This is a genomic window from Lysinibacillus sp. 54212, from assembly GCF_036662795.1.
Lineage (GTDB): Bacteria > Bacillota > Bacilli > Bacillales_A > Planococcaceae > Lysinibacillus_B.
This window is the reverse complement of record NZ_JBAFWZ010000024.1, coordinates 14,258-37,689: the sequence shown is the minus strand read 5'-3', so window position 1 is coordinate 37,689 and position 23,432 is coordinate 14,258. Positions and strand designations below refer to the sequence as shown.

Annotated in this window: 23 protein-coding genes; 1 reads left to right on the top strand and 22 read right to left on the bottom strand. The window is 40.4% G+C overall.

Annotated features, from left to right (window positions below):
• The 3 genes from mazG to spoVT all read right to left on the bottom strand — a co-directional run bounded on the left by mazG (position 1) and on the right by spoVT (position 3,696).
• The gene (gene mazG, locus V4T18_RS14710; RefSeq protein ID WP_332650584.1) at positions 1 to 1,464 is read right to left on the bottom strand and encodes a nucleoside triphosphate pyrophosphohydrolase; all 1,464 of its coding nucleotides are present in this window, start codon (positions 1,462 to 1,464) and stop codon (positions 1 to 3) included.
• An 8-nt stretch (positions 1,465 to 1,472) separates the two neighbouring features.
• Positions 1,473 to 3,065 (bottom strand): putative polysaccharide biosynthesis protein, encoded by a 1,593-nt coding sequence (locus V4T18_RS14705; protein WP_332650582.1) that lies wholly within the window; start codon positions 3,063 to 3,065, stop codon positions 1,473 to 1,475.
• A 94-nt stretch (positions 3,066 to 3,159) separates the two neighbouring features.
• Positions 3,160 to 3,696 (bottom strand): stage V sporulation protein T, encoded by a 537-nt coding sequence (gene spoVT, locus V4T18_RS14700; RefSeq protein WP_332650581.1) that lies wholly within the window; start codon positions 3,694 to 3,696, stop codon positions 3,160 to 3,162.
• A gap of 186 nt (positions 3,697 to 3,882) precedes the next feature.
• Between spoVT and V4T18_RS14695 the strand changes: the two genes are divergently transcribed.
• Positions 3,883 to 4,212, top strand: coding sequence for a hypothetical protein (locus tag V4T18_RS14695; RefSeq protein WP_332650580.1), 330 nt, complete (start codon positions 3,883 to 3,885; stop codon positions 4,210 to 4,212).
• 35 nt (positions 4,213 to 4,247) lie between these two features.
• On the opposite strand, the gene mfd is transcribed toward V4T18_RS14695, so the two are convergent.
• From mfd to metG, 19 genes are all read right to left on the bottom strand, one after another.
• Positions 4,248 to 7,754 (bottom strand): transcription-repair coupling factor, encoded by a 3,507-nt coding sequence (mfd, locus tag V4T18_RS14690; RefSeq protein WP_332650578.1) that lies wholly within the window; start codon positions 7,752 to 7,754, stop codon positions 4,248 to 4,250.
• 79 nt (positions 7,755 to 7,833) lie between these two features.
• Positions 7,834 to 8,061: an anti-sigma-F factor Fin gene (locus tag V4T18_RS14685; protein WP_332650575.1), complete on the bottom strand. Its 228-nt coding sequence runs from the start codon at positions 8,059 to 8,061 to the stop codon at positions 7,834 to 7,836.
• Between the two features lie 59 nt (positions 8,062 to 8,120).
• Positions 8,121 to 8,684 (bottom strand): aminoacyl-tRNA hydrolase, encoded by a 564-nt coding sequence (pth, locus tag V4T18_RS14680; RefSeq protein WP_332650573.1) that lies wholly within the window; start codon positions 8,682 to 8,684, stop codon positions 8,121 to 8,123.
• Between the two features lie 177 nt (positions 8,685 to 8,861).
• Entirely contained in the window at positions 8,862 to 9,500 is a 639-nt protein-coding gene (locus V4T18_RS14675) for a 50S ribosomal protein L25/general stress protein Ctc (RefSeq protein WP_332650572.1), read from the bottom strand.
• Positions 9,501 to 9,648: 148 nt separating this feature from the next.
• The gene (locus V4T18_RS14670) at positions 9,649 to 10,059 is read right to left on the bottom strand and encodes a hypothetical protein (protein ID WP_332650570.1); all 411 of its coding nucleotides are present in this window, start codon (positions 10,057 to 10,059) and stop codon (positions 9,649 to 9,651) included.
• 283 nt (positions 10,060 to 10,342) lie between these two features.
• Positions 10,343 to 11,302 carry a ribose-phosphate diphosphokinase gene (locus V4T18_RS14665; RefSeq protein WP_332650568.1) on the bottom strand — a complete coding sequence of 320 codons (960 nt, stop codon included), beginning with the start codon at positions 11,300 to 11,302 and terminating at the stop codon, positions 10,343 to 10,345.
• Between the two features lie 27 nt (positions 11,303 to 11,329).
• Positions 11,330 to 12,700, bottom strand: a complete 1,371-nt coding sequence (gene glmU, locus V4T18_RS14660) for a bifunctional UDP-N-acetylglucosamine diphosphorylase/glucosamine-1-phosphate N-acetyltransferase GlmU (RefSeq protein ID WP_332650566.1) — start codon at positions 12,698 to 12,700, stop codon at positions 11,330 to 11,332.
• 216 nt (positions 12,701 to 12,916) lie between these two features.
• Entirely contained in the window at positions 12,917 to 13,207 is a 291-nt protein-coding gene (gene spoVG, locus V4T18_RS14655) for a septation regulator SpoVG (RefSeq protein ID WP_332650564.1), read from the bottom strand.
• Between the two features lie 360 nt (positions 13,208 to 13,567).
• Positions 13,568 to 13,942, bottom strand: coding sequence for a RidA family protein (locus V4T18_RS14650; protein ID WP_332650563.1), 375 nt, complete (start codon positions 13,940 to 13,942; stop codon positions 13,568 to 13,570).
• 4 nt (positions 13,943 to 13,946) lie between these two features.
• On the bottom strand, positions 13,947 to 14,771 hold the full coding sequence (gene purR / locus V4T18_RS14645) for a pur operon repressor (RefSeq protein WP_332650561.1): 825 nt from the start codon (positions 14,769 to 14,771) through the stop codon (positions 13,947 to 13,949).
• 105 nt (positions 14,772 to 14,876) lie between these two features.
• Complete coding sequence (gene ispE / locus V4T18_RS14640; RefSeq protein ID WP_332650560.1) at positions 14,877 to 15,743, bottom strand: 4-(cytidine 5'-diphospho)-2-C-methyl-D-erythritol kinase; 867 nt, start codon at positions 15,741 to 15,743, stop codon at positions 14,877 to 14,879.
• A gap of 278 nt (positions 15,744 to 16,021) precedes the next feature.
• Positions 16,022 to 16,210, bottom strand: coding sequence for a small, acid-soluble spore protein, alpha/beta type (locus V4T18_RS14635; protein ID WP_332650559.1), 189 nt, complete (start codon positions 16,208 to 16,210; stop codon positions 16,022 to 16,024).
• A gap of 91 nt (positions 16,211 to 16,301) precedes the next feature.
• Positions 16,302 to 16,880 (bottom strand): DNA-3-methyladenine glycosylase I, encoded by a 579-nt coding sequence (locus tag V4T18_RS14630; RefSeq protein ID WP_332650557.1) that lies wholly within the window; start codon positions 16,878 to 16,880, stop codon positions 16,302 to 16,304.
• A 111-nt stretch (positions 16,881 to 16,991) separates the two neighbouring features.
• Positions 16,992 to 17,249, bottom strand: coding sequence for a biofilm formation stimulator Veg (veg, locus tag V4T18_RS14625; protein WP_332650555.1), 258 nt, complete (start codon positions 17,247 to 17,249; stop codon positions 16,992 to 16,994).
• A 151-nt stretch (positions 17,250 to 17,400) separates the two neighbouring features.
• A complete protein-coding gene (gene rsmA, locus V4T18_RS14620) occupies positions 17,401 to 18,285 on the bottom strand; it encodes a 16S rRNA (adenine(1518)-N(6)/adenine(1519)-N(6))-dimethyltransferase RsmA (protein ID WP_332650553.1) in 885 nt (294 codons plus the stop codon).
• The gene (gene rnmV / locus V4T18_RS14615; RefSeq protein ID WP_332650551.1) at positions 18,278 to 18,841 is read right to left on the bottom strand and encodes a ribonuclease M5; all 564 of its coding nucleotides are present in this window, start codon (positions 18,839 to 18,841) and stop codon (positions 18,278 to 18,280) included. The genes rsmA and rnmV overlap by 8 nt, the downstream gene beginning before the upstream one ends.
• A 181-nt stretch (positions 18,842 to 19,022) precedes the next feature.
• The gene (locus V4T18_RS14610; protein WP_332650549.1) at positions 19,023 to 20,228 is read right to left on the bottom strand and encodes a ubiquitin-like domain-containing protein; all 1,206 of its coding nucleotides are present in this window, start codon (positions 20,226 to 20,228) and stop codon (positions 19,023 to 19,025) included.
• A 134-nt stretch (positions 20,229 to 20,362) separates the two neighbouring features.
• Positions 20,363 to 21,139, bottom strand: coding sequence for a TatD family hydrolase (locus V4T18_RS14605; protein ID WP_332650547.1), 777 nt, complete (start codon positions 21,137 to 21,139; stop codon positions 20,363 to 20,365).
• Between the two features lie 263 nt (positions 21,140 to 21,402).
• A complete protein-coding gene (gene metG / locus V4T18_RS14600) occupies positions 21,403 to 23,367 on the bottom strand; it encodes a methionine--tRNA ligase (protein WP_332650544.1) in 1,965 nt (654 codons plus the stop codon).
• Between the last annotated feature and the right edge of the window lie 65 nt (positions 23,368 to 23,432).

Here is a 23,432-nt window from a genome sequence, read left to right as displayed (position 1 = left end):
TTATTCCCCCTTTTCCTTCCGTTTTGCTTCATTCCAGAATCCATCGAGCTCCTCTAACGTAAAGTCGCTGAAATCTTTGCCACTCTGCTTTACCTGCTCCTCGATATAACCGAAACGACGGGCAAATTTTTCGTTTGCATGGAGCATAGCCTCTTCTGGCGAAATTTTATAGAAGCGTGCAATATTTACGAGTGTGAACAATACATCCCCAAACTCGTCTAATCTCGATGAGGCTGTACCACGTTGAACTTCATCGCGGAATTCCTGCCATTCCTCTGCAAACTTATCCCATGCATCGTCCGCATTCTCCCAATCAAACCCTACTTTTGCCGCTCTTTTTTGATAGTTAAATGACGTTTGCAGCGAGGAGGCTGGACGGTACTCGCTCTCTAGTAGCTTTCCTTGCGTCTCGCCTTTTTCCGCTTGTTTAATGGTCTCCCAGTTGGCTACGACTTCATCCGCATCTTCAACTGCTACATCTCCAAACACATGGGGATGACGTCGAATCATTTTTTCGCTAATCGACGCTAGCACTTCCTCTAAATTGAAATAGCCGTTGTCCTCACCGATTTGGGCATGAAGGAATACTTGCAGCAGCACATCGCCCAGCTCTTCAATCATCGCAAAATCATCCTCTGCGTCAACTGCTGCCAGGAATTCGTGCGTCTCTTCTAGTAAATATTTTTTTAACGATTCATGCGTTTGCTTTTGATCCCACGGACAACCGTTTGGACCGCGCAGTGTCGCAATAATTTTGCGGAACGTTGTCCAATCGCGTAGTGCATCCTCATCATTGTCGACAGGTGGTACATAAACCGTCGTTAAATTGTTAAGTTCTGCCACGTGGTCAAGCTCGTATAGGGGCACCGTTCGTATGCATTCCTGCGAGGAGCCTGCCGCTGTGACAATCGTTACCGGATAATCGTCACGGTATTTTTCCATTAGTGTGAGCTTTACCTCTGATGCACTAAACGCATCATAAACTTGTGCAATTAAAATGTGCTGACGCATATTGAGCTCATGCATCGATAGGCTTGTACCGTCTAGTAGCTGAAACCCTTCGATTGGGTCGATTTTTAGTGCACCAAAAATCGGATCAAGGAAGCTTTGCCCGCCCTCTATGCTTAACTGGACACGTCCTGCACGCTCCGCCTCGATTAAATGCTGAACCGTTTGCTCTGCTACTAGTGGATGCCCGGGTACCGCATACATCACCGGCTCTTTTGCTGCCGCTTCGATTAATGCTTCGGCTATTTCTTTATAAACCGGGGCAAATGTATCGTGCTTTTCATATACATAATCAAAGCTCGAAAATGCTACCCCCTCCTTCTTTAAATCGTGAAGAACTGGGTGATCCTCTGTTCGTACATAAAGCGTTTGTGCAGCTTTTATTTTTTTATAAACGCCTAGCTGCAGCTGATCAAAATCTGCCGCGCCTAGGCCGATAACTGTTAATTTATGCATATTGCCACCTACTTCTTTCTATTTAGCCATAATTGATATAAAGCCATTCTCCGTCCAAATGGTAGGATAAACCATTCCTTTGTCCCTAGTAAACGAAGTCTTGCTATACACCAAATAAATACGATAGCGCCAATTGGAATTAATATAGCACTATATATAAATGCCTCTAGTCTACTGCTCGACAAGCTTAGAAGCCCAGCGAGCACCCACTCTCCAGTCTTTACAGCAAACACCATCGAGATGCTTGCTACAGAAAGCTTCATGTAAAAATGGGGTGGTGCAAGCCTAATAGATTTTACTTTTTTAAAATACGCCATTAGGCTGACCGCACATACGAGTAAGCCGAGATTACTGGCATATGCCGCCCCAATGACACCAATCACCGGGATCAGTATGGAATTGGCGATATACTTTAGTAAAACTGCACCCAATAGTAAACTCGTCGGTACTTTTAATTTTCCGTAGCCTTGTAAAATTGCTGTAAACGTTAGGATAATCGACAACGGTACAATTTGAACGACATAAACTATTAGTACATTGGATAAAGCATCCGTCTTAAATAGTAGCGTGTTTACATAGGGCATTACAATGATTAAGCCAAGCGAGGCCGCCACACCGAATAGTAACGAGGCTCGATATGTTAATTGTATAAACGGTACCTCTCCACGACCACCACCCTTTGCTCTATGTGCAATGAGTGGTACGATGGCTAGGGCAAAGGAGGAGGCAATCACGATCCCAAGCTGAACCAGCGGCTGCCCGCGATCATAAATTCCCTTTAGCTCCATCGCCTCAAGCTTAGCTATACCTGTTCCCTCAAGTAGCGAAAATACGGTAAACGAATCGACCAATTGTAGTGTAAGCAGGAGGAGGCTACTCATGCTCACGCTTAAACTATAAACGGTCACTTCCTTAATCATAGCCCAGGATTCGAGTGGAAAACGGCTACTTATGCATAATTGTCCGTGCTTTCTCATATAAATTATGAGCAATACTACACCGGCAAGCTGACCAATGACCGTACCTAACATAGCAATGTTACCTGCAGTATAGACTGATTTTGATGCCATCGACATGACGATAACTGTGCCCGCTAGAATAAAGATAACTCGAACGCCCTGCTCAAATACTTGTGCATAGGCAACGGGCTCCATCCTACCACGTGATTGAAACGCACCTTTCATAACAGCAAGCGACGGCATACACAGTGTCACGAATGCACCTGTCCGTAGCAACGGTGCGAGGGCACTATCGCCCATAAGTTCCGCCAGCAGATTTGCACCAAAAAATAGTAGCATAAAAAATAATAGCGATAGCCCAGTTAGGTAAATAAATATCGTCCTAATAATGCCACTCCGCCTTAATTCATCATCTGTCCCTGCTAACATTTTGGAAATGGCGACGGCAAAGCCTCCAGAGGTCCAAACGACAAAAAGAGCAATAAACGGATATACCTGCTGATACACGTAAAAGCCTTGATCACCGACTAAATTTTGAAAGGGTACACGATAAACAGCACTCAGTACTTTCACGATCAGTGCAGCGACCGTTAGTAGTAGCGCCCCTTTCATATAACTTTTCATACTAAATTGCGAAGACATAAGAATCCTTCCTCATTCATTCAATAGCAACAGTATACCATGTATTTTTGAAACGAAAAAAACGCCCTAATCAATAGGACGTTTCAAAATTGAGTTAGCTTTCCATTTGTTTAGCTAAAAACAGTGCTGCAACTTCCGCACTCTTTTGTTCCATTTCACCGATAAAGTGAACTTTAGACAGCAAATAAACGGCTCCAATTACATCACCGCTTACAATAATGGGCACAATACAATATGACTTTACTTGTTCATATTGCCCTGGCACTAATTCTATCGTTGTTTCTAGCTTCTCTACAACGGTCTGTCTTTGCTTCATGCTATCTTCCGCAAAAACAGAAATGCGACGATTCGCATATTCCTTTTTCGGTACACCCGCTATTGCAATCATTTCATCACGATCGCTTATAAAGGTTGGCGTTCCAAGTGCCTCATACAGTGATTCAACATACTCAGTTGCAAACTCGCTTAAGTCACTAATTGGCGAATATTTTTTTAAAATGACCTCACCTTCACGGTCAGTAAAAATTTCAAGTGGATCACCTTCACGAATACGCATCGTGCGACGAATTTCTTTGGGAATAACAACGCGACCTAGATCATCTATACGACGTACAATACCTGTTGCTTTCATATGCTACCTCTCTTTCCACATATTCAACTGAGTTCCCAATTAGTATGGATAACTACGATTTAAACTATGCAAGTAAAAGCTTTCACTACAATAAAACTTTCAAATTTTTTTAGTTTTTTTCAATTACTTCTCAGATTACTGACTTTTATATTTATTAACATTCTACATTTTATGGAGGTATAAAAGATGAAAGTTGATCGAGTAACGACAACGCCGGATGCTTACAAACAGCAACAATACTACGCTGGTACACATTTAGCTTATTATTATAACCCTACAGCCAATCGTCCTCGTGCGCGAGTAGATACAGAAGTAGAATGCGGGATTTTCACTCGTTATTTAGAAAAAGAGAACGGTCAGCGAGACATGCTGACAACCTCCTCCACGAAGGAAAAAATGTTTTTAGAAAAACGTATTGCGCATGCTGAGCGAGAGGAATTAATGCAGCGTTTAAATTATAAAAATGGCGTTCACTATAGTGCCGCCAATAAAATTTATCTTCAAATGCATACGTAAAGGCGGACGATATATATTTTTCGTCCGCCTTTCTATTATTTTTTCGCTTCGACGATAATATTAACCATTCGTTCTAATACATCAAATGGTAAATGATTGCCGCAGCGCTTCATATCAATAGTTAAAATTAATTTTGTGCCTTCCATGCTAAAGCCTACAGCCCGCTCGAACTGCATGGATTCTGAAACGATTTTCGCACCGTCTACCTTCGCCGTACCTTCCTCCGATAAATAAATAGAGATAATGCTTTGCTTCTCTTTTATCGCTGTAATACCTGCTTCTAATGCCCAAGTTTTCATACGTGCGATGCGCATGAGCCTTTCAGTTTCTACAGGTAAATCACCAAAGCGGTCTTGCAGCTCATCAATGATTTCCAGGTAATCGTCCTCACGCTCCATCCCTTTAATTCGCTTGTACATTTGAATTTTTTGATAGCCGTCAGGGATGTAGGCATCAGGAATATAGGCATCGATTTGGAGCAAGATTTCTACTTCAGGCTTTTCTTCGGTTTTAATGCCCGTTCGACGTTCCTCAATTGCCTCTTCTAGCATTTGTGAGTACAAGTCAAATCCGACCGTATCAATAAAGCCGTGCTGCTGGGCACCTAGTAAGTTCCCTGCACCTCGAATTGATAAATCTCGCATCGCAATTTTAAAGCCCGAGCCAAGCTCCGTAAACTCTTTTATCGCCTGTAAACGATGTTCAGCTACATCTGTTAGTACTTTGTCACGCTGGTACATGAAATAGGCATAAGCAACACGATTCGAGCGCCCTACACGACCTCTCAGCTGATACAGTTGAGATAAGCCCATACGATCGGCATCATGCACAATTAACGTATTCACATTCGGAATATCGACACCGGTTTCAATAATCGTCGTCGTTACAAGCACATCGTAATCTCCCTCTAAAAATGCGAGAATTACAGATTCTAGCTCTGATTCGGTCATTTTTCCATGTGCATATCCGACACGAGCATCTGGTACAAGTGCTTGTATTTCCTCTACTCGTCGCGCCATATCTTCTACACGGTTATACAAGTAAAACGTTTGTCCGCCGCGGGCCATTTCACGCTCAATCGCCTCGCGAACTAATGCGCCGCTATGCTCCATAACATATGTTTGTACGGGGAATCGGTTTTGTGGTGGTGTTTCGATAACTGACAGATCACGAACCCCAACCATCGACATATGCAGTGTACGCGGAATCGGTGTTGCCGTTAACGTGAGCACGTCTACATTTGTTTTTAACTGCTTTATTTTTTCTTTATGTGAAACACCAAAGCGCTGTTCCTCATCGACAATGAGTAGCCCCAAGTCGTGATACGCTACATCCTTCGATAAAATACGATGTGTTCCAATAACAATATCAACAGTACCTTCCCGTAAGCCCTTCAACGTTTCGGTTTGCTGCTTTTTCGTACGGAAGCGACTGAGTAAGCCGACATTAATTGCATGGTCCTCAAATCTCGCTTGTATCGTTTCAAAATGCTGCTGTGCTAAAATCGTCGTTGGCACAAGGAATGCAACCTGCTTGCCATCTTGGATTGCCTTAAAGGCAGCGCGAATGGCTACCTCTGTTTTACCATACCCAACATCACCACAAACTAGACGATCCATCGGGCGTTCTTGCTCCATATCTCGCTTTACTTCAATAATGGTACGTAGCTGATCCTCCGTTTCCTCAAAAGGGAATGCCGCTTCAAATGCTCGAATCTCATCGGAATCTGGTGTAAATGCGAAGCCTTTTTCTGCCTCTCGTTTCGCGTATAGTTTAATTAAATCATCCGCAATATCCTGTACAGCGGACGATACCTTCGCCTTCGCCTTTTTCCACTCAGCTCCACCTAGCTTATGTAGCTTTGGCTCTTTTTCCTCTGAGGCAACATATTTTTGAATTAAATCAATTTGGTCAACCGGCACATATAACTTATCATCGGCACGGTAGCGTACATGCAAATAGTCCTTATGATGACCATTTACAACGAGCGTTTCAATCCCGATATATTTCCCGATCCCGTGGTGCACATGCACGACATAATCACCGGGTTTTATTTCTGTATAGCTTTTAATTCGTTCAGCATTCGTCATTTTTTGCGGACGTGACTTTTTCTTCTTCTGCTGCTTAAATAGCTCATCGTCCGTTACTACGGCTATTTTTTGTAGAGGTAATTCATAGCCAGCAGAAAGAGCTGCATCTACTAGGAAAATGCCTGCACCATTTGGCATGCCTAGACTGACTTCTATACCATAATCCTCTAACATCCGCTGCATGGCCTGCAAACGAGCCTGACCTTCTGCCGTAAAAAGTACCGTAAATTTCTCGAGCCTCCAGCGTTCAATTTCATTTTGGAGGAGTGCAATTTGTCCGTGGAATTGCTGCATTGGCTTACAAGAAAAATTCGTTGTCTTTTGAAAACGGATCCCTGCAAAGGTACGGGCAAATAGCGCAAGGAATAGTTTTTGCTGCTTTGTCATCGCAAGTATTTCTTTAAATGAAAAGGATGGCTTTACATCATGGAGCATTTTACCTTCTTCAATTAATGAAAGGAACCATTCGTTTTCCTCTCGCTCCCATGCCTCCATTACCTCTTGGATACGCCCAAGCTCATCAAATAACACAAGGCCATCTTGCGCAAAATAGTCCCCTAAATACGTCTGCTCCTCAAATAATAACGAGCCGTATTTATTCACATGATCGGGTAAGTTCCCTTCCTTCAGCATCTCAATATCATATTGAATATTTGATAGGAGTAACTCTTGTAGTTCAGGCTTTCTCACCTTTTTTAAACTATTAGCTAACGCCACCTCTAACCGTTCCGCCACTTGAAGGCGCTGTGCTTCCGATAAAATGATTTCTGTAGCAGGCAATAGCCGTACGGATTCTAGCTTTTCTATAGAACGCTGACTATCCGCATCAAACGTCCGAATGGAATCAACCTCTGTATCAAAAAGTTCAAGACGAATAGGTGACTCCGCATACGGTGGATAAATATCGAGTATTCCTCCACGTGTTGCAAACTCACCCGGCGCTGTTACCATACCATTTCGTATGTAGCCCATCGCCACAAGCTGCTCAAGCCATGCTTGCAGATTAATGTCCTGCCCTACTGCTGTTTCTAAAAAATTCGATTGCCACTGAGCTAAAGGTGTCATCGGTTTACGCATCCCTGCAATAGGTAATACATAAATACCTTTATCTCCTTTAGCTAAATGATCTAGCGTCGCAATACGCTGTGCACGAAGCTCTGGGGAAGCAATGGTCATATCGGCCGCGATAAATTCATCAGCCGGATAATAATGTACCGTCTCTTCTCCAACAAGTGCCACGAGATCATCTACTAATTTTTGCGCCTGCAATAGATTGGGAGATAAAACGTACACTGGTTTTTTTGTTTCTAAATAGATGGATTGTAATAATGCAGGTCTTGCGCTGCCTGTTAAGCCTGTTATTAGCTGTTGCTCTGTGCCCTTTTCCATTAGCCCCTGGAGCAATGATTTTATATGTTTATCTTGCGAGAATAATTGATGGAAGACCTCCATAAAAACCCTCCTTTTTAAGTCTATTAATTTTAAACGGAAAAAGCTTTGGACTCACAAGGGAGCTCCAAAGCAACTACCGTTATTGTAGCCAATTTTTTAATGAATAATAATCAGGGAACTGCCGCAACGAATCCTCACAATGCTCGCAAATACAATGCACTGTCGTTTGACCACGCTCATCTTTTTCGATATAATCATCCACTTCCCCGACTTCAAACTGATGCAGCTTTCTAATTGTTTCATCTGCATCAAATGGTAATGTACCAATTTCTGTTTCACAATGTCTACAGCGATATCGAACCGGCATTATAGTCCTCCTCTAAATACAAAGTTCTGTATTCAAAGTATAGACTTAGAACGGTCTTTTTATGCGCCGTTAAATGTGTTCATCACATCTAAAAACTTTTTTGAAAGGGATGCCTCAATCGCCTCGCAGGATTTTTTTATCGCATCCTGGACGACTGTTCCATCTTCTGTAGAAAACTTTGCTAATACATAGTCTGCTACCTTCATTCCAGCTGGAGGGCGGCTCACACCGACACGGATACGATTAAATTCCTGTGTGCCTAAATGCTGAATCAGTGATTTAATCCCGTTATGACCACCTGCACTGCCTTTTTGGCGGAGACGTAGCTTCCCTGTTTCTAAATCTAAGTCGTCGTAAATAACAATAATATCCTCAATGCCGATATCAAAATAGTCCATCATCGGTCGTACACATTCTCCCGATAAATTCATATATGTAAGCGGCTTTAATAACATGACTTTTCCTTCTGGACGATGTACGGTTGAGTACATGCCATTAAATTTTGTCTGATTAAGCGGCGCATTCCATTGATGTGCTAATGCATCAATTACATCAAAGCCTATATTATGACGAGTATGCTCATATTGCTTTCCGGGATTTCCTAAACCAATTATTAGTTTCATTGTTTTCTCATCCTTTTCCTCTAATACGAGCTTATTTTAACATATGCTTCATCGGAAAGTATAAACTAGTTTTCTAAAAACTATGGATAGTACGCTTTCACACATACTCATTATGTTTATTGAACTAGAAAAAATCGCATAGCAACACGCCATGCAATTTTTTATTTTACTATCCATTTAAGCCTGTGCCTCTGGTGATTCAGTAGCGATTGGCGTTTTCTCTGCGAGGTTTGCGGTTGGGTCAATTGCATCATCAGGCTCAGCTGCTGGAGGGGTTACGGTTACGAGCGTATCCTCGTCGATGTTTACTATTTCAAAATGTATTTTACTACGTAAATCAGCAACAGATAGCGTATCACCAATAGCTAAATAGGTTACATCAATGTCAATTGTATCAGGCATATTCGATGGCTTCACCTTAATTTTCAGCTCCCGTATCGGTTGAGTTAATACTCCGCCCTCACGAACGCCGATGGACTCTCCGATTACAGTAATCGGTACATCCACTTCTAACTCCTCGGCCATATTAATTGAAAGCAAGTCCAAATGCTTCACATGTCCTTTTAACGCACAGCGTTGAATTTCACTAATAACTGCATTTACTTGCTTACCTTCGATATCGAGCTGAAAAATACTATTCTGCCCATGTGCTCCAACCGCTTTTGCCATTTGCTTATAATCGAGCACAATTGGGATAGACTCTACATTATAGCCATACACAACAGCAGGTAGCTTACCTCCCTGTCGTAGCTTTGATAATGTTGACCGTCCACCCGTATTCCGTTTCGTTGCTTGTAAAACCGTATTAATGTTCATCGTCCCCTTCCGAAAATAATAACATATTTTATTATGCTTCTATTTCGGGCGTTTTAAACAAGTGCTATGTAAATAAGAGAATTTAGCCTATAGAAAATTAAGAGTACACGTTCAAATGCTCATCCTCTTACACGTGCACCCTTACTTTTCACCAATTCAAAACAATTCCCATGCTGCAGCAATTCTTTTCCTTAAATAAAATCCGAATACCATCCGGCGTATATTTCATCTCGTAATGTACCGTAACACCTGCTGTTGCAATTAATTGCTCGACCGTTTTTCTATCCGATTGTTGGGCAGCATCCATTAGATTATGCGCAAAAGGATCTGATGTAGAAATTTTATTAATAAGCAGTTGAGCTTGTTCCATGACCTTCTGAATCCTAGTTGCAGAAGCTTTCAATTTGTGCGTATCGACTGGTGGAAAGGGATTATTGCTTGGCAGATTAGTTGGCATCGCCTGTTTTGATAATGGCGTAGACGGGTGAATAGCCGTCCACATAAATGGCCACCGATAAAGATTGGCAGTTGCAGAATATGGATTTCTATAATAGTACATACCTTCCTCCTTACGGGTATGACATATATTTTATTTTATGAATAGAAATTATAAATGAATATGCTAAAAAGGGTTTTTCGATTAATCGGAGGAAAGTTTCTATTACCCCGCCCAAACCTTCTATTATCGACAAAGAATTGTCTATTAAAGTGGCTCGAGTTTCTATAAACATCGGGGCTTGCCCGCGGAACCAGTCCTCCTGTAGCGTACATTTATGGACACACTTATATAAAAAAAACCACCATTTATGAATTCTAAATGATGGTTTTTATACGGGTATTAATTAATCAAATAATGTACTTACTGATTTATTTTCATACACACGAGAAATCGCATCTGCCATTAATTTTGCTACAGAAAGCTCTTTGATTTTCGGTGATTTTTTCTCTTCAGCTAGTTGAATTGTGTTTGTCACAACTAACTCTTTAATTGCTGAGTTTTCAATGCGCTCGATTGCAGGACCTGATAGAACTGGGTGAGAACAGCAAGCATATACTTCTTTCGCACCTGATTCTAATAACGCGTTGGCACCAATTGTAATTGTACCAGCTGTATCAATGATATCATCAATTAAAATACATACTTTTCCTTCTACGTTACCAACAATGTTCATTACTTCTGCAACATTCGGCTTCGGACGACGTTTATCAATAATCGCGATTGGAGCTTTTAGGCGCTCTGCCATTTTACGCGCACGTGTTACACCACCATGGTCTGGTGATACGATAACAACATCCTCTGCGTTGAAGCCTTTTGATTTAAAGTAATCAGATAATAATGGTACAGCAACTAAATGGTCGATTAAAATATCGAAGAACCCTTGAATTTGAGGAGCATGTAAGTCTAATACGATTACACGAGTTGCCCCAGCAGTTTCTAAAAGGTTTGCTACTAATTTTGCAGTGATTGGCTCACGTGCTTTTGCTTTACGGTCTTGACGTGCATAGCCATAGTACGGCATCACTACGTTTACTGTACGCGCAGAAGCACGCTTTACAGCATCAACCATAATTAGTAGTTCCATTAAATGTTCGTTTACTGGTGCAGAAGTTGATTGAACGATAAATACGTCACAACCACGAATACTTTCTTCGATACTAATTTGAACTTCTCCATCACTGAAATGTTTAACAGATGATTTACCAAGCTCTACGCCCATTTCATCTGCGATTTCTTGTGCTAGTGGATTATTTGAATTTAGTGAGAAGATTTTTAATTTTGAGTCAGCGTAATGATACGGCATGATGCCCTCCTGAAATTTTATAATAGATTATTTTAAGTTTAATTTGCTAACATAGCCTAATTTATTTTCTTGTCGTGCTCTTGCTATCGCTAGAGCATCACTTGGAACGTCCTTTGTTACCGTAGAACCTGCGGCAATAAATGAACCCTCCCCTAATGTCACCGGCGCAACTAAATTTGAATTACATCCTACAAATACGTCATCTTCAATCACTGTTTTAAACTTATTTTTGCCATCATAATTCACAGTAATTGAACCGCAGCCGATGTTTACATTTTCCCCAACCTCTGCATCGCCAATATAGCTTAAGTGGGAAACCTTTGAATGGTCACCGAGCTTGCTTTTCTTTACTTCTACAAAGTTACCGATTTTCACATGATTGCCAAGTGATGAATCTGGACGTAAATGTGCAAATGGCCCAACAGCTGTAGCATCACCTACTGAGCTATTTAATATAACCGAGCTATGAATCGTTGTTGCATTGCCAATAAGACTATCAACAATATGGCTGTTCGGTCCAATGACACAGTCCTCTCCGATTCTAGTTTTCCCTTCAATGATACAGCCTGGCTGTAAAACGGTATCGGCACCAATGACTGCATCCGCGCTAATATGCGTTGTGGCAGGATTGATAATAGTTACACCGTTACGCATATGCTTCTCATTAATTTGAGCGCGCATAAGCTGTTCTGCCTGTGAAAGCGCAAAACGATCATTAACCCCTAATGTTTCGTCGAAATGATCTGTCACAAAAGCAGATACAATTTCCCCTTGCTTTTGTAGAATTTCGATCACATCTGGTAAGTAGTATTCACCTTGAGCGTTATTATTATTTACGAGCTTTAAAGCTTGGAATAACGCTTTATTGTCGAAGCAATATGTGCCTGTGTTAATCTCAGTAACGAGCTTTTGCTCCTCAGTTGCATCTTTTTGCTCAACAATTTGGGCTACGTTGCCTTCTGCGTCACGTAAAATACGACCATAACCAGTCGGATCCCCTGCCACTGCTGTTAAGATTGTCGCTTTTGCGTTTTGTGAAGTGTGGTAGTCAAATAGAGCTTGCATTGTTTCAGGACGAATTAAAGGTGTGTCACCACAAACGACTAATGTCGTCCCTTCTAGTGAGGATAAAATAGGCTCAGCTTGTTGAACAGCGTGTGCAGTACCTAACTGTTCTGCTTGTAACACATATTCACTCTTATCTCCTAGCTTTTCCTTTACCATCTGGGCTCCATGTCCAACAACTGTAACGATCTTTTCAATATTTAACGATTGAATGTTATCGATTACATGTTCGACCATTGGCTTTCCACATACGGGATGGAGCACTTTATATAATTTGGACTTCATGCGTGTTCCTTGACCTGCAGCCAAAACTACCGCAAAAATGTTAGTCATCTTTTAAGTCCTCCAATTCAGCTCATTTTCTCTTATGACTATATAGTAAATTCACGTGATTTTCAAGGTATTCAGACTTGACAAATCATTGACACATCTGTGTTTATTATTCCCACTCGCTTACGCACAAAAAACTCTCGTAACCCTTATATAATTCTAAGAGCACATAAAAAAGAGCCAACCTTAGTGTAAGGATTGACTCTTGTTCTTTTACAATTAAACTTGTGCTTCCTCTAACTCTAGCACGTCTTCTTCACTTGTTGCATGGTAAGCAGCTAAAACGATTTCTTGAATTTTGTTACGCGTACCCGAGTTAATTGGGTGAGCAATATCACGGAATTCTCCATCTGGTGTTCGTTTGCTAGGCATAGCAACAAACAATCCTGTGTTCCCATCAATCACTCGAATATCATGAACAACGAATTCATCGTCTAGTGTGATGGAAGCGATTGCGCGCATTCGACCGTCCGTTTGTACACGGCGTAATCGTACATCTGTTACTTCCATTCTTTCACCACCTCTCATCTAAGATGTCCTCTTCATGAGAGTTTAAATTCAACAAAACTACAGAATCTCCTTCTATATATTCTATAAATTTTAAATATTTTTATTATTTGATAGTATTTACCTATATCAATAAATAAAAATCTCTTATTTATTAATATATTATTTATTATTTGAATGAATTTCATAATTCTTAAAATCAATAATATATGTCAACTTTTTATGAAATGAAGAAACCGTTCAGATGGCAAGCACCAAGAGTCGCCGCCTTCCACTCCAATTTTTGTGATTCTTCTAGCTATATAGGAAATTGACTACTTTTAATAAATAAAAGCGCCATCTTAATAGATAGCGCTTCATACATTATTTTACGAGAGCAATAACTTCGATTTCTACTTTTACATCCTTCGGTAAACGTGCTACCTCCACCGCTGAACGAGCTGGTTTATGATCTCCAAAGTGGGATGCATAGACTTCATTCATTGCGGCAAAATCATTCATATCTTTCATAAACACTGTCGTTTTCACAACATGATTTAGGGATGTGCCTGCTGCTGCAAGGACAGCCTTCAAATTTTCAAATACTTGATTCGTTTGTACGTCGATATCACCTTCCACTAATTCCCCTGCTGCTGTTAATGGGATTTGACCGGATGAGTAAAACATATTATTCACAATAATCCCCTGTGCATATGGTCCAATTGCTGCTGGTGCATTTGTAGTTGAAACTGCCTTCATATTATTATCTCTCCTTTGAAAAATAGTTACCTTCGCTTAATGCAATAGTACGATCCTTCTCGTTGACTTCATGAAGCTTGATTAATGAATAGTAATCGTCTACTAACGTTTCATCTGCATGCTCTGCCTCAACTAAAACGGCAATACCTGCTAGCTCACATTCAAATTCCTCTAGCAAGTTTTTCATACCGTTCATAGTTCCGCCAACCTTCATAAAGTCATCTGTAATTAATACGCGCTGTCCACTTTTCATGCTACGCTTTGATAACACCATCGTCTGAATACGACGTGAAGAGCCTGACACATAATTAATACTTACGGTAGAGCCTTCCGTTACTTTACTATCACGACGAACGACAACGACTGGTACATTTAGATGTCTTGCAATTGCATGAGCAATCGTGATCCCTTTAGTAGCAACCGTCATAATGACGTCAATTTGCTGCTCTGCAAAAACACTTGCAAACACTTTCCCGACACGATTCATTAATTCTGGATTCCCAAGTAAATCTGTCATAAATAAATAGCCACCGGGCAGTAAACGATCGGACTGGCCAAGCTCTTTAATAAGCTCTTTAATAATTTCTTTGACTTCCTGCTCCGACATTTTCGGGATATATTTTACCCCACCTGCCGCACCAGGAACTGTCATTAGCAACCCGATTCCTTTTTCCTCAAAAGTTTCTTTTACAATCGTTAAATCCTCACTAATTGATGATTTTGCAGAATTGTATAGATCTGAAAAATAAGTTAACGGGATCAGTTGATGTGGATGCTCAATTAAATAGTAAGTCATATCAACAAGGCGTTCACTGCGCTTCCATTTCATAAAACCCTCTCCCAAATCTGTTTGTAATCAATTACACCGAGGCATAATTGTATAATGAAGTTAAACACGAACTTTTATAACGTAAAGTACCATAAATTTACGTATTTAAGCAAGTGGATTTCGCTCTCCTAATAGGCGTACAACATATACTTCCTCGCAAAAACCGCGTAATCCGTTATAAATACGTGTTGTACGTGTTTCTGTATCCACTAATCCGAATACGGTTGGACCACTGCCACTCATAAGCACTGCATCTGCGCCAAATCGCTGCATATGTTCTTTTATCATCACCACTTCTGGATGCAATTTAAATGTTACAGATTCAAGAACATTCCCCAGCGATTGACAAAGTAGCTCATAATCCTCATTTTCGATAGCTTGTACCATTTGCTTTGTATTAGGGTGCTCAAGGCCATCCAGTTTCAAACCACCATAAACGTCAGCAGTTGATACACCTATTTTTGGCTTCGCTAATACGACCCAGCATGTTGGCGGTGGAGGTAATTCCTGAATCTTCTCACCCCGACCTGTAGCAAGCGCTGTTCCCCCGTAAACACAGAAGGATACATCCGAACCAATTTTCGCACCGAGCTCGGCCAATTCATCGAGGGATAAATTTAAGTTCCACATTTCATTTAAGCCACGTAACGTCGCTGCTGCATCACTGCTTCCACCTGCTAACCCTGCTGCAATCGGAATCTCTTTATCGATCTTTATGGAGACACCTTCCTTGATACCATATGTATCCTTGAGTAATTGCGCTGCCTGATAAGCAAAATTGCGCTCGTCGTCTGGTACAAAGCGATCTGCTGAAATAATTTTAATCAACCCGTCCCCGCGAGGTTCAAGACCAATACGATCTGCTAAATCTACTGTAGTCATTATCATTTCTACTTCATGAAAATTATCCTGACGTTTGTATAGTACATCTAATGTTAAATTAATTTTTGCGGGCGCCTTTACATAAAGCATGCCGTAATCCTCCCTCAACTGCGCTAGTCGCGAATATCATTGTCATTTATTTTACCATAGTAATGTTGGCACGATGTATGTAAACTCTACAAACTTTCGGATTAAATTAATGAAACCAAAAATAGCAGCCACGATTACTCGTGACTGCCGTGTTGTCAACCAGCTTTTGTTGTTTTTCGGTTTGCTTGCTGTTATTAACTTAAATCTCGTGAACCACACAATATTCGCCCACTTAGGACGATACTCAAATTAGCGCTGCCCTCGTTATTGAGTTTACGCTACTTTGATTTTGTGTTATCGCGTTGCATCAAGTCTCTTTCAGCCATTTCAATTGCACGCTTGACCATATTTCCGGCATCGCGGGATTTTATACCGCCCCAGCCTTCTTTCTCGACAACATCATAAAATCCGAGCTCCTTTGCAATCTCTTCCTTTAGACGACTCGACATGATCCCTTTTCTTGCCATGCAAATAGCCTCCTTAGAAAAGTCTGGCTGACGAAGATAGTATGCGCAAAGGATTCATACTCATGTCATGCGAATTTTTCCATCTTTTATTCTATTCAATACTAGGTGTCATCTGTTCCCTATAGCAAAAGCAATCTTGTGTATGATCATTAACCATCCCAACAGCCTGCATAAATGAATAGAGAATTGTGCTACCAACAAATTTAAACCCATCTTTCTTCAGCTGCTTGCTCATATTATCACTAATCACTGTAGTAGTAGGTACACCCTCTATAGTCGACCACTGATTCATAATGGGGTGATGATCAACAAAGCGCCAAAGATAATGAGAAAACGAGCCGTATTGTTCTTGAACACGTAGGAATGCTTGTGCATTCGTTCTAACACTAGCAATCTTTAATTTATTTCGTACAATACGGGCGTCCTGACTTAGCTCTATTAGCTTGTCTTCGGTATACAATACGATTTGGGATGGGTCAAAGCCATCGAACGCTTGTCGGTAGCCTTCTCTTTTTTGTAGGATTGTCCACCAGCTTAATCCAGCTTGTGCGCCTTCTAAGCATAGCATTTCAAATAATCGTTGATCATCATAGATAGGTACGCCCCACTCATCATCATGATACTGAACATATAAGGGCTCATTTAACTTAACCCATGCACATCTTTGCAAAACCCTCACCTCTTAAGGAAGACCTATTGTATGTTATAACAGGAAAATGAGAATGAAAAAGCACCCACCAGAGATGAGTGCCTTTCAAAAAATATAAATAAGTACTAGAAACTATTTCGCGACAGCAACTGTGTCGTCTAAAAAAGTAATCTCTACTGCTTCTGTCAAAATATCTGTGTAGCTGTAAGAAACACGCTTGCACGTATTTTCCTCTTGATTAAGTTCGATAACAAATACCGCACGATAAGTTTCGCTTAGTACGCCTTCGCACTCCACCATTTTCTTGCGACCTCCGTTTGCTCGTAATTGCAAACGTTTACCCAAATGACACTCTAACGACTTTTTAATGTCAGCTAACGTTTTTGGCATTTCGCATACACCTCACTATAAAGAAGTGTACCATATAAATAGTTATCAGTCAACAAAATAGAATATTTTATCACCAACTAAATATTTTCGTCAACTTATTTTTCGCAAAAAAAATTATTTTTTTTAATTTATACATAAACCGTTCAAATTCTTAACCCTTGTAAAAGTGCGGGTAAAGTGCATCTGCAAGCTTTCCAAACTCTTGAATCGTTAAGGTTTCACCACGGCGTGTTGGCTCAATCCCGCTGTTTTCTAATGCCTCTAAAATAAATGCTTTGTTTTTCTTGCCGTCGGGAAGCCCCGCCTGCAAATTATTCAGGATCGTTTTACGACGCTGTGCAAACGAAGCACGTGTGACTTCAAATAAGAAGTCTTCATCGATGACCTCTACTGGTGGCGTTTCATGTTTGATTAGGCGAATAACGGCCGAGTCCACATTTGGCTGCGGCATAAATACCGTCTTGGGTACTATCATTGCTATCTCAGCTGAGACATAATATTGTATCGCAATCGATAATGAGCCATATTCCTTCGTACCAGGCTTTGCCGTAATACGATCGGCTACTTCCTTCTGCATCATCACGACAAACCCACGTATTGGTAGACGGTCATTTAATAATTTCATTAGAATTGGTGTTGTCACGTAATATGGGAGATTGGCCACTACCATAATATCCTTTATGCCAGGCATTTCTTCCTCTATGACCTTTTCCACATCTGCCTTTAGTATATCTGAATGAACAATTTTTACATTATCATACGGACTTAGCGTATCCTCTAGCACGGGCAATAAGCGCTGGTCAATTTCAAATGACACAACCTTTTTGGCAGCACGTGCTAAATGCTCTGTTAACGCGCCAATACCAGGGCCTACTTCAATAGCTCCACTCTCAGCAGTCAAATTTGCATGGCTAACAATATTTCGTAAAATATTCGGGTCAATTAAAAAATTTTGCCCTAGGCTTTTTTTAAATGAAAAGCCGTACTTATTTAAAATTTCCTTTGTTCGAATTGGTGTTGCGATATCTTTATACATGTGCGTCCTCCTGATCTAACCACGCTACGGCCTCGCCAAATTGCTCCACTGTAATTTGAAACATCATTAGACGCTTATGTAGCTGCTTTCCGTTCGTCATTCCAATATTTAAATAATCACCTAAGCGGTTGCGGCGCTCCTTCGATTGCGGATGTCCAATAAGCTTGGCAAGTATTAAATCCTCTAAAGTAATTTGTTCCACTGTCTCCAAATTATTCGGCGTATAAACATTTTTTAAAGCTTCACGAACGTCTTCATCACAAGCATGCTCGATTCCTAAGCCTTTACCGTTTTTGGCAATGGTTTTTTCCTTTGCTAAAAACGCATGCTTTACCCCTGGCACCCTTTCTTCGATAATAGCTCGAATACGGCGACCGGGGTAATCTGGATCGGTAAATACTATAACACCGCGCTTGTTTTGCGCATGGGCGATTCGACGTAGCGTTTCCTCTGATATAGCTGACCCGTTCGTTTCGATTGTATCTGCTCGTACTGCACGTTTAATTGCCGTTGTATCATCCTTGCCTTCTACAACAATGATTTCTTTTATATCCAAAAACGCTCCTCTTTTCCGTCAACTTCTATTAGACCATTTTACCATAAAGGACTTCTTTCAGCCTGCTACAAAGAATTTTCTGATTCTTATGAGCATGATCGTTCGAACATAAAAAAGCCTTCCCGCCAGTCAAAACGGGAAAGCAATTCATTTTGGAAAATATATGTGAACTAATAAGCTTTTAGTTTAATACTTTAATGCGTACTTTTTTACGTCCCCAGCTGTAGGCTTGAGACTTTGTTTGTACTAGAATATCGATTTTGTTCCCTTTTATTGAACCACCTGTATCGCCGGCAATGGCATAGCCATACCCTTCAACCCAAACCTTGGAGCCAAGGGGAATCACGTTTGGGTCTACTGCGATTAATTTTAAATTAGGATTAGAGCGTAAATCAATACCTGTTGCAGATTTGCCTGAGCAACCATTACAATATGGCGTATAGGCTGTCGCTGTTACGTAAAACTCTTTTCCACCAGAAAGGGATGAGTTATTATCACGTGATACACTCGCTGTCAGCACTTTTGTACCTACAGCTACTACTTTTGTTGTTGGTTTCGTCATTACTTTTTCAGACTGTACTGTCTTCGAAATAACTTTACCATTCTCTTTTATTACTTCATACGTACGTTCTACCGTACCTTTTTTACCTTCTGTTACAACCTTCTCTTTTCCTTTTAACAACGAAGAATCTTTTTTCTTTTCAACTGCGAAATCCACTGATTCTTCCACTACATCGGTAACCTTTTCTACGCGAACAACTGCAATTTTATCGTTTGGAGTGATAACGTCCTCCATTGGTTTATCGACACGATCAAATTCGCCTATATTTATCTCTTGTTGTTTTAAAAAGTTAGCGACCGTAGTCGAAGTGGACCATACTTGTCTCTCTTCTAAGCCATCGACAAGCGTTAACTGAAACGCTTTTTGAATATCGATTTTGTTATCTGCTCCTACCTCTGTATCTAAGCTTATTGATAATGCATCATGCTCTGCTACTTCAATATTTGCTTCTTCCAAAATGTTCTTCACTAGTTTTTCAGTTGTCCAAATACTTGACTGTTTTCCATCAACTGAAATAAAAACTTCATTTGCCTGTTCCCATGAAATCGTCATTCCACTAACGATTTTGGTATCCAGTGAGGGTGATACTTTATCAAATTCTGATACGGTTATATCTTGAAGTGCTAATACTTCTTCTACCGTGTTTGCATGTGTTGCTATTTTTAGTTGCTCACCATTTGCATCGATAACAACTGATGTTTTCGTTCCCTGATAAAGAACGAACGAAATTACTGAAACAAACAGCACTAGTGAAATAATTCTTATTGCTGTTTGCTTACTCCTCAATGGACCAAAGAACAGATTTTTCATGGTGTCATTTGACATGAAAAAACGCCTCCTTAATACAAAGTTGGATTATACGGACTATATTTCATACTGTCAACCCTAATGCTTTCCCGAAAAAAATTGGTTCAAGTATGCAAATAGACCTAATCCTAGTGCTGGAGGCGTTTTGCTAACTATACATCCAATTTAAAAAATCGTTTTGCATTTTGTGTTGTTACCTTCGCTACTTCATCTAGTGGAATTTCCTTCAAGCGAGCAATTTCTTCCGCGACTAACGGTACGAGCGACGGCTCATTTCTCTTTCCCCTATAAGGATGGGGAGCTAAATATGGCGCGTCTGTTTCGATTAATAAATGTGAGAGCGGAATTTCTTTTGCTACTTCCTTTGGCTGCTTGGCATTTTTAAATGTTACCGGTCCACCAAGACTAATCATAAAATTCATCGCGATACATTCACGGGCTGTTTCTACACTTCCACCGAAGCAATGCATAATACCGCCTACAGAAGCTGCATTTTCTTCACGCAAAATGCGTACAACATCACCTGTTGCATCACGATTATGAATAATGATTGGTAAATTTAATTTTTGCGCTAGCCTAATTTGCTGACGGAACCAGTATTCCTGCACATCCTTTGGTGATTTATCCCAATAATAGTCTAATCCTGTTTCACCAATCCCGACTACTTTTGGATGTGCTGCGAGCTGTTCAATCCACTGTAATTCTGCTTCGGTACAATCGATTGCATCAACTGGATGCCAACCGATGACTGCATAAATAAATTCGTACTGATCCACTAGCTGCATGGCACGTTGAATCGTTTTTCGATCAAAGCCAATCACAACCATCTTTTCTACATTCGCGGCTAAAGCGCGATCAATTACTTGTTGTAAGTCTTCATCGTACTGATCTGCATTTAAATGCACATGTGTATCGATAAAAGTTATCATCTGAGATTCTCCTAACGCTTATTGTATTCGATTCTTTTATGTCTTAGTTTTCAGAAAGATTTCAATTTCATTACATAAACCAAAGATATATGACATATTATTTAGCTATGTATAGGTCACTAGTCCTTTTTCCTTCTCATAATTACATAATATGGACATTTATATTATTGTAATATATTTTATTGGCAATAATAATTAATATTGGTTTCAAAATAAAGAGCCTGTTGAACTTCCAATTGTTCAAACAGGCTCCTTTCCATCATTTATTTTACTTGCGCACCGTTTGCAAGCTTTGGATCTACTGTCGCTAGAGTTAGTACACCATCGTGGGAACCTGCTAAAATCATCCCTTGTGATAATTCTCCGCGTAGCTTCACTGGCTTTAAATTTGCCACAACAATTACCTTTTGGCCAACAAGCTCCTCGGGCTTATAATGTTCCGCAATTCCTGATACTACTTGTCGTTGCTCATAGCCTAAATCCACTTGTAGCTTCAGAAGCTTGTTTGCTTTTGGTACTGGCTCACACGCTGTAACGGTTGCAACACGAAGATCGACCTTCATGAAATCATCGATAGAAATCTCCTCTGTATCTGGTGCTTCAACGGCTTCTTTAACCGATTCTTGCTGTGAAGTTTGTACAGAAGCTCTCATTTGATCGCGAATATAGTCAATTTCCAACTCCGATTCTAGTCTCGGGAAGATCGGAACTCCTTTTTCAACTACTTTTATGTTTTGCGGGATAACATTTCCGAAGGCTGTAATAGTTTCCCATGCTAATAAATCTTCACCTAAACCTAGTTGTTCCACAATACGTTTTGGTGTTGAAGTCATAAATGGTTGTAACATAACTGCAATATGACGTAAGCTTTCGGCTAAATTCGCCATAACCGATGCCAATTTCGGACGATCCTCCTCCTCTTTCGCTAAAACCCATGGAGAAGTCTCATCAATATATTTATTTGTTCGAGAAATCAGTGACCATAGCTCAGCTAACACGATACTAAATTGCATTTTTTCCATACTTTCTTCATATTTAATACGTGTTTGCTCGGCATGTGCTTTTAACGCATCGTCAAAATCCGTTTTTTGTAAATTTTCTGTCGGAATAACGCCGTCGAAATATTTATTCATCATCGACACTGTACGATTTAAAAGATTCCCTAAATCATTTGCCAAATCAAAATTTGTACGCTCTACAAAAGACTCTGGCGAGAACACGCCATCCGATCCAAATGGTAGCTCACGAAGTAGGAAATATCGAGTTGCGTCTAACCCGTAACGCTCTACAAGCATTTCTGGATACACAACATTGCCCTTTGACTTGGACATTTTTCCGTCCTTCATCATAATGAAGCCATGTGCAAATACTTTTTTCGGTAACGGTAAATCTAATGCCATTAAGAAAATCGGCCAATAAATTGTATGGAAGCGCACAATATCCTTTCCTACAACATGAACATCCGCCGGCCAGAATTTATTAAATAGCTCCTCGTTGTCCGTGCCGTAGCCTAGTGCTGTAATATAGTTTGATAATGCATCTACCCATACATAAATAACATGCTTTGGATCACCTGGTACTTTAATTCCCCAATCGAATGAAGTACGTGAAACTGATAAATCCTCTAAGCCCGGCTTAATGAAGTTATTAATCATCTCATTTTTGCGTGACTCAGGCTCAATAAACTCTACATTTTCTTCGTAATATTGTAGTAATCGATCCGCATATTTTTTCATATTAAAGAAGTAGGACTCTTCTTTTACAGTTTGCACAGCTCGATTACAATCTGGGCACTTTCCATCAACTAGTTGTGTCTCAGTATAATAAGACTCACATGGTACGCAATAAAGACCCTCGTATTCGCCTTTATAAATATCGCCATTGTCTAGGAATTTTTTGAAGATCTTCTCCACACTTTGCTTATGTCGTTCTTGGGTAGTTTGGATAAAATCATCATAAGATATGTCCATCAAAGACCATAATTTTTTCGCTGCATCGGCAATTTCATTTACGTAATCCTGTGGATGCTTTTCTACTTCCGCTGCTTTTTCTTGAATTTTTTGCCCGTGTTCATCCATACCCGTTAAAAAACGTACATCAAAGCCACGAAGACGTTTGTATCGTGCAATTGCATCCGATGCCACTGTTGTATACGCTGTCCCGATATGGAACTTACCACTCGGGTAATAAATAGGTGTCGTTATATAGAATGTTTTTTGTTCGCTCACTAGAACTGCCTCCAATTGTTTCACAGTATAGTACCTATTCTAACGAAGTACGAATTTCGTTTCAA

Coding starts and splice junctions, on each gene's coding strand:
- mazG (WP_332650584.1), bottom strand. CDS start 1,464: ATGCATAAATTAACAGTTATCGGCCTAGGCGCGGCAGATTTTGATCAG.
- V4T18_RS14705 (WP_332650582.1), bottom strand. CDS start 3,065: ATGTCTTCGCAATTTAGTATGAAAAGTTATATGAAAGGGGCGCTACTA.
- spoVT (WP_332650581.1), bottom strand. CDS start 3,696: ATGAAAGCAACAGGTATTGTACGTCGTATAGATGATCTAGGTCGCGTT.
- V4T18_RS14695 (WP_332650580.1), top strand. CDS start 3,883: ATGAAAGTTGATCGAGTAACGACAACGCCGGATGCTTACAAACAGCAA.
- mfd (WP_332650578.1), bottom strand. CDS start 7,754: ATGGAGGTCTTCCATCAATTATTCTCGCAAGATAAACATATAAAATCA.
- V4T18_RS14685 (WP_332650575.1), bottom strand. CDS start 8,061: ATGCCGGTTCGATATCGCTGTAGACATTGTGAAACAGAAATTGGTACA.
- pth (WP_332650573.1), bottom strand. CDS start 8,684: ATGAAACTAATAATTGGTTTAGGAAATCCCGGAAAGCAATATGAGCAT.
- V4T18_RS14675 (WP_332650572.1), bottom strand. CDS start 9,500: ATGAACATTAATACGGTTTTACAAGCAACGAAACGGAATACGGGTGGA.
- V4T18_RS14670 (WP_332650570.1), bottom strand. CDS start 10,059: ATGTACTATTATAGAAATCCATATTCTGCAACTGCCAATCTTTATCGG.
- V4T18_RS14665 (WP_332650568.1), bottom strand. CDS start 11,302: ATGCCGTATCATTACGCTGACTCAAAATTAAAAATCTTCTCACTAAAT.
- glmU (WP_332650566.1), bottom strand. CDS start 12,700: ATGACTAACATTTTTGCGGTAGTTTTGGCTGCAGGTCAAGGAACACGC.
- spoVG (WP_332650564.1), bottom strand. CDS start 13,207: ATGGAAGTAACAGATGTACGATTACGCCGTGTACAAACGGACGGTCGA.
- V4T18_RS14650 (WP_332650563.1), bottom strand. CDS start 13,942: ATGAAGGCAGTTTCAACTACAAATGCACCAGCAGCAATTGGACCATAT.
- purR (WP_332650561.1), bottom strand. CDS start 14,771: ATGAAATGGAAGCGCAGTGAACGCCTTGTTGATATGACTTACTATTTA.
- ispE (WP_332650560.1), bottom strand. CDS start 15,743: ATGCTTTATGTAAAGGCGCCCGCAAAAATTAATTTAACATTAGATGTA.
- V4T18_RS14635 (WP_332650559.1), bottom strand. CDS start 16,210: ATGGCAAGAAAAGGGATCATGTCGAGTCGTCTAAAGGAAGAGATTGCA.
- veg (WP_332650555.1), bottom strand. CDS start 17,249: ATGCCAAAAACGTTAGCTGACATTAAAAAGTCGTTAGAGTGTCATTTG.
- rsmA (WP_332650553.1), bottom strand. CDS start 18,285: ATGTATAAAGATATCGCAACACCAATTCGAACAAAGGAAATTTTAAAT.
- V4T18_RS14610 (WP_332650549.1), bottom strand. CDS start 20,228: ATGTCAAATGACACCATGAAAAATCTGTTCTTTGGTCCATTGAGGAGT.
- V4T18_RS14605 (WP_332650547.1), bottom strand. CDS start 21,139: ATGATAACTTTTATCGATACACATGTGCATTTAAATGCAGATCAGTAC.